The sequence below is a fragment of the Streptomyces sp. TM32 genome (genome assembly GCF_004122755.1).
GTDB classification, from domain to species: Bacteria; Actinomycetota; Actinomycetes; order Streptomycetales; family Streptomycetaceae; genus Streptomyces; species Streptomyces sioyaensis.
The window spans coordinates 1-9,765 of record NZ_SDIG01000214.1 but is presented as its reverse complement, the minus strand read 5'-3'; the positions used below and the strand labels follow the sequence as shown (position 1 = coordinate 9,765).

Genomic DNA, 9,765 nt, shown 5'->3' with positions numbered 1-9,765 from the left:
ACCTCGATGGTCCGCAGATTCCGGGAGAAGTATCCGGCCTCGGTGTATGCCCTGGTCAGCGTGTTGGGAGTGATCTTTAATGGTGGAGTCGGGTATTGGAACTGCCCGAATGCCTCTGACGGGACGGTCACGGTCGGCATGTCTGGATCAGAGCGGCAAGGGCTCCTGCTGGATCGTGCAGAGGGCGGGCGCCGTCGGTGACGACGCGGCGTGTGCCAGGGTCGACGGGGTCCGTCTGTGCCCACTCCGGAGAGCCGATGCCGATCTCAACTTCCAGACCTGAGGCCGTGGCATAGCGTCGTTCGGTGATGGGCCCCCACGATTGCGTTCGGACCAGCTCGCCGAGAGCGAGCTCGTTGGCCGAGATGTTGTTGAAGTACTGAGCCTGGTCTGTCGTGAGCAGGACGATGTCGATATCGGAGTCAGGCCGCGCGGCATCGCGGGCGAATGAGCCGACAAGTAGCAGGCCGACGATATCCTGGCGGTTGGCGGCCCAGCGTGTGATGCGGTTGATGATCTCCTGCGCTTCGGCGACTCGTTCCTGGGAGATCTCGGGTTGGTTCGCGGATTGTTCGGCGTGGTGTGTCATGTGGGCTCCTGGGTTTTTGGACGGCGACTGATCTCTGCTGCGTAGGCGGCCCAGTCTCCGGCAGCGGCTCGCTGCCATTTGACGGCGACGGTGATGTCAATGCCGAGGGGTGCGGGCGAGGACCGCGGCGGGCAGCTCGGTGGCGAGCTGGAACAGTGCGGTCGAGCGGGCTTCCGCGAGCCGGATGCCGAGTTTGCGGAGGCGTTCGCCCATGGCCCAGGCACTGATCGGCCGGCCGGGCTGACCTCCGGGAAGAGCCAGGACGACTCTGTCCGGCCGAGGACGGCATGGCTGCGGCGGACCGCGACCTGCTGTCGGGCCAGGTCAGCGATGGGTGCGGGAAGCTCGACCGGAACGGCGCCGAGGCGGATGCGAACGGCTCCGTCCGTCTCCTCGACGTGGCCGACGGTGAGCCGGGAGATTGCTGCGGGCCACTGGGCATAGAGGAGCAACAGCAGTCCGGCCAGGCGGTCTTCAGGCTTGAGAGTGCCGTCGTGCAGCAGGCGACGGGCGGTGTCCCAGCGGGCCTCGTCGTCCATCGCCTGGGAGGGGCCGTTTCCATCGCTCGGCAGGGAAGCTGAGATCGCGGGCGATCTTCTGGGAAAGGGCCCAGCGCACGAAGTGTCCTGCCTCCCGGCGATGCCGGACATCGGCGCTGGTCATCCAGCGTTCAAGGTCGTCCTGGCGGCAGGTTGAAAGGGTCAGATTCCGCTCCTCGAGCCAGTCCAGGAGATGAACGGCTGCCCGCAGATGTTGCCGTGCGCCCGCGAGCTGGTAGTGCGTAATCTCCTTGCCGCGGCTGCGTCGGCGAAGCCGACGCAGGAGATGCCACGTTGCGTACTGGTGGAGCATTTTCCGGCCCTCGGCCGTCGCATGGGAGTCGACGAGGTCCTTCACGTGCCGTTCGAGACGGGCCATTTGCTCGTCCCGCCGGGGCAGGACTCCGGTAGCGACGAGAACGCTGCGGATGTGCTCGACGACCTTGCCTTCGGGGAGCTCGTCCAGGGCCTCATGGGTGAGAGGCCGACGGCCGGAACCAAGATCGGACAAGACTGCGGCGACGATGCCCTTGGAGAGCCAGCGCATCGCGGTGCCGGCCCGTTCGGTGCCGGCCAGGGCGTCGTGAAGGGACTGGAGCTTCGGGTTTATGGAGCCGGTGTCATCAGCGAGGAGTTCGTGGAGCCGCTGCTTGAGGGTGCAGCGAGGGCACGGTCCCGGCGCGTGCAGCCGTTCGGCTTGTCCGCAGGTGGGACAGGGGCGCCAGAGCTCTGCGTCCGGCGTGGTGCAGGGGCCGCAGACGGGGGCGTCGGCGGTGCCCGAGTGGATGCCGCGCATGCGTCCGCAGATGGTGCAGTGACCCTGGCGCCTGTCACAGCCGCCGCAGCGGGGCAGGCCGGTGAGCTTCGAGAGCATGCAGGGTGCGGTGCGGCCGCAGATCGAGCAAAGCAGGATGGGCAGGGGACGGCAGTTCGGGCAGATCGGCCCGTCCGCGGTGCGGGAGTTGACCATGCGTGACTCACCGCAGACGGCGCAGGTCTCCAGGTTCGCCGGGTCCCTGACCAGGCAGCTCGGACACAGCGGTCGCCCCTCGGCGTCGCGGGTGGCCGGCTCGCGCCGGGCACCACAGCGTACGCATTCTTCGAAACGGGACTTGGCGATGCAGTTGCGGCAGACCCGCTGCCCGTCGAGCGGCTTGTCGATGCGGACTACCCGGTGGCAGCGAGGGCAGGCGGGCCGGACGATCCCAGCGACACCGGCCTCGTGCAGCGGGTCGACGAACCGCAGGATGGCACGATGCGGCGCCAGATAACCCTCCCCGGTCAGCAGACGAGGGTTCTCCTCCAAGGCCCAGACCACTCGCTGGCGATAGTGAGGACGGTGGGGTGCCGACTGGCGGAGGGCCTCGGCGACCGCATCACGGTCGGCGCCCGGGACGATCGCGGTGATCAGTTCGTGGACGACCGCGGCTGGATCACGGTCGTCGTTGTCGGGACACATCGAACAGCGCGGCAGGCCCTTGCGGTCCCGGAAACTGACGCGGCGGACGTTTCCGCAGACGGTGCACTCAGCTCTCTCCTGCCCGCAAACCGAGCAGTACCAGTCCTGGCCCTTGCGCTGGAGGGTTCGCAGCTGCTTGCCGCACTCGGCGCAGACCGGTGCCGCGATCGCCGAGGCGTCGGCCTTGCGGAGCTCGATGAGCAGATCGCCGATCGCCCGGGGTGCTGGGGACCCGCCGTCGGTCAGGACGGCAGACCGCATCGCCAGGGCCTTGGCCAGCTGGCGCGACTTCGCCCGGCCGCCCGCGACCGCGGTGACCACAGCCCGGATGCTCTCGGCGCCAAGGTCCTTCTCGACATCGGTGACGAGGTCCGTGATCAGGCCGATCGGGTCCGAGACGGCGCGATCAAGCTGGTCAGCCGTGGTCAAGACCGGTCAACTCCTCTGATCCGAGCACGCTTTGGACGCAATTCGCCGAGCCCCTCCGCCTCGGGCACCGAGCCGCCAGCGGTTGCCTTCTTCGGCTTCTTCACGGTGCCGGCCGCCGCAATGGGCTCGATGAGGTCGTCCATCGTGCAGTCCAGGATGTCGAGCAAGGCCATGAGGATCTTCAGGCTCAACCGTTCGGGTCGCTCCACGACGAGCCGGTAGACCTGGCTGGTGGACAGCGTGATGCCGCGGTCAGCCAGCGGCGGGATGAGGTCGGTGGTGGAGAACATCCCGCGGTCGGCCATGACCTTGCGCAGGTGCCAGCGGTAGTCGAGCTTGGCGGCCATCGCCGGATCCCTCCTGTCAGACCCCGGCGAACGCCGGGGCCAGTGCCTTGTGCAGGGCAGTGTTCATGAAGTCGTCGCTGACGTGCGTGTAGATGGCGGTGGAGCTGTCGCAGTCATGGCCGACTTGCTGCTGGATTATCTTGAGTTCGCTCGTTCGGCAGGCCGTTGACCTGTGTGTATTCGTCGCGGAGTTTGTCCGTGACGTTGCGGATGAGGACACGGTTGAGCCTTTCAGCACGGGCCGATCGTTACCGACCTGGGATTGCTCGCGCCCGCTCGCGGCGGGCCTGTGCGGGTCGTCGCGGTGCGTTGTTCGCCAAGGGCGCGGGCGAGTTGTTCGCGAAGCTGCTGGTTCTCCTCGGTGAGGCGCCGGATGCGGGCGTTGGCAGCTTCGAGTCGCCGCAGCAAGGAAGCGTCGGAGGTGCGCTGGCGTGCAGGGATGGGCGATGCGGGGTCGCGGCCTTGTACTGCTCGCAGCCGCTCGATCTCCGCGCGCAAGTCCGGTTGGGCATAGAGCCAGGACCGGGAGACGCCGGCGCGTTTCGCGACGTGCTCGAAGGTGACTGGCTCGCCCGCCGCGTCGAGGGAGCGGAGCGCCTGGACGGCCTTGGCCCGGGTGTACTCGCTGCGGCGGCGGGCGGCGTCGACGATGTGCCGGCTGTTGTCAGCTCGCATCGGCGGTCGCCTCCGATTGTCCGGGGTCGGACTCCAGACCGGTGATGATCTTCTCCAGGTTGCCGAGGACTTGGCGGTTCATCTCGACCACGCGTGCTTGGCCACGGGCCTCGGCGGCGGAGACGATCTGCAGCAGTTGCTGCCGTTGCTCACGGTGCTGCGGCAGGAACTCGGGGGTCGTTACGAACATCGGGCATGTCAAGCAAGCGTTGGCATGCGGACAGGTCTTCTGTACTGGCAGACCGCAGTAGCCGTTGGGCAGGGCCTGGGTCACACGGCCGAGCCGCTGCTTGGCCCATGTGGCCTCGGCCAGAGGGCCTTGGGGGTCGACGGTGACGCTTTCGCCCTGGATGTTGACCTTGCGGGCCTTCTCCCAGTGCCGGCGGACCGTGGTGTCGTGCAGCCGGGCATAGTGGGCTGTCATCTCGCCGGAAGAGTGATCGAGAAGGACGCGTACGACTTCCTGCGGGACGTCTCGGTTGATCAGTCTGGTTCCAAAAGTGTGGCGCCATTGATGGGGCGTCAGATGGACGGCCCGGCCGTGTTCGTCGCGGACGTCGCACCGCTCCAACCAGAGGTCGAGCTGCCCCCGGTAGGAGTGCGTGGTCAGTGGCCGGGTGCCGTCGGGGTTCATCCGGGGTGCCGGGAACAGCCACCGGCTGCCACTGGGCCAGCGGTCCAGGACGCGCTGCTGCTGCGTGGTGATCTCGTTCTCGACTTCCTCGTCGATCGGGACCAGGGCTTCGCGTTTCATCTTCCGGTTGAGGTAGCGCACGTAGGCGGCGCCGTCGGCGTCCCGGATGATGCAGTCGAAGGCCAGGTTGCAGGCGTCGCCAACGCGCAGTCCGCAGCGCATGAGGATCAAGGTCAGCACCCGGCCGTCGGGGTTGTGCCAGCGGCCGAGGTTGGCGGGCTGCTCGGCCTGAGCCATCACGTGCTCAGCCAGCGCCCGGGGCAGCCGTTTGTCGGGGCGGGGGAAGTCGTCGGGGTAGAAGGTCGCGTTCGCCGGGAGACTCTGGTCCCAGCCGTGGCGGCGCACGGCGTTGAAGAACGCGTTGAGTGAGCCGATGTCCCGGCTGCGGGAATGGGTCGAGCGCGGGTCCAGGGCCAGGTCGGCGAGGTAGCGTTCCAGCACGGTCCGGTCCACGCGGGCGAGCTTGTCGGCGGCGACGCGGGGATCGGCCAGGAAGCCGGAGAAGCGGTTGAGGGCAAGGATGTCGACGATGGCCTGGTTGATGCTGCGGCCGATGCTCAGCCGCCAGCGCACGAATCGCTTGGCCGGCTCGCGCAGCCACGGCTGGGTGATGCGGTCGAACCGCAGCCGGGCCCGGGTGCCCTCGATGCCGAGTCGGCGCAGTTCCCATACGTCGCGCGGGAACTCGCTCTCCCAGCCGTTGCCGTGGACGAGGTCTTCCAGATGCGTGTACGCATAGCGCAGGAAGGCCAGTTGCCCGTTCTGGCTGTGGCTGGCACCTCGCATCGCCGCGTAGTACTCGATCCACCGCTCCATCGGCCACTCCAGCAACGACGCGGTGCCGCTGGAGGCGGCCAGTCGGATCACCGGGGCGACGGCCGAGCTGTGGGTGTTGACCTGCCGGTCGACGTGACGGCACTGGAGTGCGTACTGCAGTTCCAGCCGCAGCTGTCGCTGGCCGTCCAGCGGTCGGAAGTCGAACCGGTCGTCGCCCGCTGCCTCGCAGCGGCGTACGAACTCCTCGATCTCGGGGCGGCCGACGGCCTGCCAGCGGGAGTTGTGGTTGTGGCAGAACGGCGACTTCCCCTGAGCCCACAGGGTGCAGAACGACAGCCGGCAGACCCGGCGGCCGTCGTCTTCGACTACCAGGAGGCCGGCGGTCCAGATCTTCTTGTCGGGTTTGCCCGCTCGCTCCCAGAAGCCGTTGTGGCTCACGCATAGGCCCTGACGGGCCGCTCCGAAGCGGCATCCGGCGACGGCGCAGGCGGTCAGCTCGGACCGCCCGACCGGATCGGCGCCGGGATCGGCGATGAACGCTTCAACGTCCGGTTTCCCGCGGCGTTGCCAGCGGTAGTAGTGGCCGCGGCAGAGCTGGCGGGTGCGGGGCTGGCGCGGGCAGCCGGGAACCCGGCAGGCACCCAGACCGAAGATCAGTTCCCCGGGCTCGGGGATGAACACATCCACCCGGAACTCCGGCCGGACGGCAGCCATCAACTTGCCCAGCAGTCCGGCGCCGAGAGACGGAACGGCGGAAGTCTCCTGGCTCACCAGCGCACCTCCCGACCGGTCAGGAATCCTGCGGCCTCCAGAGCACGGCGGGCGTCCTCCACCGACAGGTGGCCGTAGATGTCGTGCGTGGTGGCGATCGAGGAATGTCCTAGCAAAGTGCTGACTACTTCGATCGGCACTCCCTGCCGCAGGAGCAAGGTCGCTCGGGTATGCCGGAGCCAGTGGGGGTCGAAGTCGATGCCGGTGTCGCGGCGCAGTCGCAGGACGAGATCGTAGACGGACGCGTAGGTCAGCGGGCGCCCGTAGGAGCCGCCCCACAGATTGACGAACATGTAGTCGCTGTCGAGGTCGCCGTACTCACCATGGAGGTAGTCGGCGTAGAGCCTTACGATCTCGGGGCCGACGGGAACGGTGCGGGGCGATGCGGACTTGGCTCTCGCCCGGTTGTCGTTGACGCGCGGCATGACGGTCAACTCGCCTTCTGTCGCCGCCAGATCCTCGTGCCGCAAGCCCAGAGCTTCGCCGATCCGGATCCCGGTCTCCCACAGCAGTGCGAACAGGAACCGGTCCCGCAGCCGGGTGCAGGCGTCCAGGATCGCCTGGACCTCGGCGGCCGTCAGTATCGTCGGATGCGTGCGAGGCGTCTTCAGCTTGATCGTCCGACGCCGCTCCGGCTGGCCGCCGGCCAGGTGGTAGAGAAATGGCTTCCAGCCCGTGCGGCGGGCGCGGACCGGCTGCAGCTCTGTGACAAGGTCGCCGAGGTCTACTCCGTGGCGTGCGTGGAAGACGTACAAACCGCTGACCGCGGACAGCTTCCGATTGACCGTGGTCACCCCGCAGTGATGCTCCGCCGAGGGCAGCAACGTCACACCGCCATGCCGTCCCGCAGGCGGCAGCCGGAGCCAGGCAACGAACTCGCCCAAGTCCTCCAGCCGGACCTCACGCCAGTCCAGACCCCGCCGGTCGAGGAAGACGAACCAGTCCTTCAGATCATGGGCGTATGCCTTGATCGTGTTCGGCGACCGTTCGATGTCGGTCAGGTAGGCCAGGTAACGCTCGATCGGCTCGACTATCCCGCCTTCATTGCCGAGGACCGTCCATGACTCAAGCGGCGAGTCGGGCATCAGCACCCGTTGCACCAGCATCAAACCTCCCGGAGAACTGCCTGGTGGACGGCGGTAGATAACCACCTCCACCACACAGATCGCCGCCCGCCCCAGGTTCGTGCTGTACGTCATGGACACACTGCTGAGGACTCAAGAGAAGCTGGATGAAGCGCCGGTCCACCCCGTCCTCGGTCAGGTGCGTGACGTATGAATGGCGAAGTCCATGCGGTGACAACTCCTTGGGCAGCCCCAGGGCGTCCCGGTATGCCTCGAACCGGTCGTTGATCGAGCCGGGCTGCAGGCGGCCCCCGCGCTCGGTGATCCACAGAGCCGGATGATCGGGGAATCCGAAGCGTGGGCGGACGTTCTCGACGTAGTCGGCGACCGCCTCGACGGCCCAGTCCATCACCGACAGCACGTTCCGCCGTCGCGGCGGCTGTCCCTTCTTCGCCTTGCCGTAGCGGACGTTGAGGGTGCCGTACCGGCCGAACTGGCGGGCCTGTGGGTTGCGTCCGAAGTCGACCACATCGAGCTTGGACGTCTCGGTCCGGCGAAGTCCCCACCCGTAGATCACCTTGAACAGGGTGGCGTCGCGGTAGGCCGCCAGTGCTCCCTTGCGTTTCGCCCGGACCGCTCGTTCGACCTGGTCGTCGGCGTAGTCGAGGAAGAGCTGCAACTCTTCCCGCGTGAAGGGCATCGCCTCCGGGTCTCCTTCGTAATCCTGCAGGTGAGGGAGGGTATTCCACTCGTGGCAGATCGCCACCGGGAAGGTGCCGAAGGCTTCCTCGCAGGCCGGGACCCAGCCGTAGCGGGCGTCGATGAGGAGCTCGGTGAACAGTCGGACGATGCCCTGGTAGCTGCGGATCGTGGACGGCGCCAGGTGTTTCTCGCTCGTCAAAGACGCCGACCACTCGTCCAGGTGGGCGGGCGTCCATCGCCACGGGTACTCGTTCGTGAAGTCCAGAAACCGGCGGATCAGCCGTTCCCTCGGGTCGATCGTGTCGTCCTTCAGCCCCCGCGACTTCTGCTGAGCACGCCAGCCCCGCAGCATCGCGTCGAACATCGCGTCCTCCGGACGCAGCTGGACCACCCCGGAAACGAGCTCCAGTTGAGCCGACCCAGCCAGGGCCATCTTGCGCTGATGCACCACTCCAGACCCTCCCTTCTGGAGGGCAGATCATGCATCAGAAGGGATCGGCTTGGCAACGGGCCTGTTCAGGAGGCCAGTCCATAGACTCTGCGAACTGGTTCCGCTTCCCCCAGCGACCAGGCGACCTGCAATTTCTCGCCCGTCTGATGCAATTCCCGAGGGTTGATGTAGCGCAAGGTCGACTCGGTGCTGCGGTGTCCGGCGAAAGAGGCGATCGCGTGCACCTCCCAGCCCATCCGGGCCAGGTCCGTCAGACATAGATGCCGCGTGGTGTGCGTGGAGAAGCGCGGCACCCCGGCCTCCAGCACAATCCGCCGCACGACCTTCGACCAGGTCCACAAGGTCAGCGGCTGGGCCGTATTGTGGCGCGACTCCGAGAGGAACAACGGCCCCCGGGCCCGCGACAGCGAGGCGCGGTGGCGCAGGTACTCGCCCAGCAGCACCCCGGTGGATGCCGAGTAGGGCACCACCCGCTCCTGACGGGTCTTGGTCGTCTCCGCCCCCACCCGCAGCGTGCGGTGGGCCGGGTCGATGTCGTCGGTCCGCAGGGAGCACAGCTCTTCGCGGCGAAGCGCCGAGTCATAGGCCCACGCCAGCATCAACCGGTTACGGACCGGCTCGGCCCGGAAGACCTCCAGGACCTGCAGCCACTCGGCCTCGGCCGGGATCCACGGCAGCTTCACCATGCGCGGCACCAGCCCCCGGGCCGTCCCGCCGACCGCCCGCCCCGGGGTGTAGCGCCCACGGCCCACCGGATTGGACTGCCGCACGCCCTCCTCGACGAGGAAGTCGAAGAACAGCCGCACCGGCACCAACCGCTGCTGCAGAGCGGCGTTGGACAGCCCCGCCCCGGAGTCCAAGGCCAGCACATTCGACCCACCGCTGCTCGGTCGCGTCCTCAACTCCCGTACGAAGGCAGCGATATGACTGCGGTTGGCGCTCTCGGGATCGACCCCGTCCCGTTCGCACGCCAGCAGAAACTCGCCCAGGCCGCGAGCGTACGCATCGATCGTCCGGGGCGACCGGCCCAGATCCGACCAGATCTGCAGCCACTCGCCAGCCCTCTCATGCCGCCCCAGGACCGGCCACTTCTCCGACAACACCGTCACGAACACACTCAACGCGAGCCAGGAGCCCGCGTACCGCCCTCGGCAGCAAGTCCATCCGTCAGCATGATTCCACGTAACTTATAGGTAGAGCTTGCCTTCGCCGGTGTCGATCTCGGTCATGTCGCCCGCCCAGACAAGGTCCGGTTCCCCGGCGGTGAA

8 protein-coding genes are annotated in these 9,765 nt (G+C 67.5%); all 8 read right to left on the bottom strand.

The window, feature by feature from the left end; genetic code table 11:
* Positions 1 to 127 precede the first annotated feature (127 nt).
* The 8 genes from EST92_RS29005 to EST92_RS28960 all read right to left on the bottom strand — a co-directional run bounded on the left by EST92_RS29005 (position 128) and on the right by EST92_RS28960 (position 9,606).
* Positions 128 to 589: a nucleotidyltransferase domain-containing protein gene (locus EST92_RS29005; RefSeq protein ID WP_129283670.1), complete on the bottom strand. Its 462-nt coding sequence runs from the start codon at positions 587 to 589 to the stop codon at positions 128 to 130.
* A gap of 474 nt (positions 590 to 1,063) precedes the next feature.
* Complete coding sequence (locus tag EST92_RS28995; RefSeq protein WP_129283669.1) at positions 1,064 to 3,016, bottom strand: hypothetical protein; 1,953 nt, start codon at positions 3,014 to 3,016, stop codon at positions 1,064 to 1,066.
* Positions 3,013 to 3,363: a helix-turn-helix transcriptional regulator gene (locus tag EST92_RS28990; protein ID WP_129283668.1), complete on the bottom strand. Its 351-nt coding sequence runs from the start codon at positions 3,361 to 3,363 to the stop codon at positions 3,013 to 3,015. The genes EST92_RS28995 and EST92_RS28990 overlap by 4 nt, the downstream gene beginning before the upstream one ends.
* A 231-nt stretch (positions 3,364 to 3,594) precedes the next feature.
* Positions 3,595 to 4,038: a DUF6262 family protein gene (locus EST92_RS28980; protein WP_129283667.1), complete on the bottom strand. Its 444-nt coding sequence runs from the start codon at positions 4,036 to 4,038 to the stop codon at positions 3,595 to 3,597.
* On the bottom strand, positions 4,028 to 6,280 hold the full coding sequence (locus EST92_RS28975; RefSeq protein ID WP_254069090.1) for a tyrosine-type recombinase/integrase: 2,253 nt from the start codon (positions 6,278 to 6,280) through the stop codon (positions 4,028 to 4,030). The genes EST92_RS28980 and EST92_RS28975 overlap by 11 nt, the downstream gene beginning before the upstream one ends.
* Positions 6,277 to 7,386 carry a tyrosine-type recombinase/integrase gene (locus tag EST92_RS28970; protein ID WP_129283666.1) on the bottom strand — a complete coding sequence of 370 codons (1,110 nt, stop codon included), beginning with the start codon at positions 7,384 to 7,386 and terminating at the stop codon, positions 6,277 to 6,279. Before EST92_RS28970 ends, EST92_RS28975 begins: the two co-directional genes overlap by 4 nt.
* The gene (locus EST92_RS28965; protein ID WP_254069089.1) at positions 7,346 to 8,494 is read right to left on the bottom strand and encodes a tyrosine-type recombinase/integrase; all 1,149 of its coding nucleotides are present in this window, start codon (positions 8,492 to 8,494) and stop codon (positions 7,346 to 7,348) included. The genes EST92_RS28970 and EST92_RS28965 overlap by 41 nt, the downstream gene beginning before the upstream one ends.
* Positions 8,495 to 8,562: 68 nt before the next feature.
* Positions 8,563 to 9,606: a site-specific integrase gene (locus tag EST92_RS28960; RefSeq protein ID WP_254069088.1), complete on the bottom strand. Its 1,044-nt coding sequence runs from the start codon at positions 9,604 to 9,606 to the stop codon at positions 8,563 to 8,565.
* Between the last annotated feature and the right edge of the window lie 159 nt (positions 9,607 to 9,765).

Bases quoted from the DNA above. Each gene is read 5' to 3' on its own strand.
- EST92_RS29005 (WP_129283670.1), bottom strand. From the start codon at position 589: ATGACACACCACGCCGAACAATCCGCGAACCAACCCGAGATCTCCCAG.
- EST92_RS28990 (WP_129283668.1), bottom strand. From the start codon at position 3,363: ATGGCCGCCAAGCTCGACTACCGCTGGCACCTGCGCAAGGTCATGGCC.
- EST92_RS28980 (WP_129283667.1), bottom strand. From the start codon at position 4,038: ATGCGAGCTGACAACAGCCGGCACATCGTCGACGCCGCCCGCCGCCGC.
- EST92_RS28970 (WP_129283666.1), bottom strand. From the start codon at position 7,386: ATGCTGGTGCAACGGGTGCTGATGCCCGACTCGCCGCTTGAGTCATGG.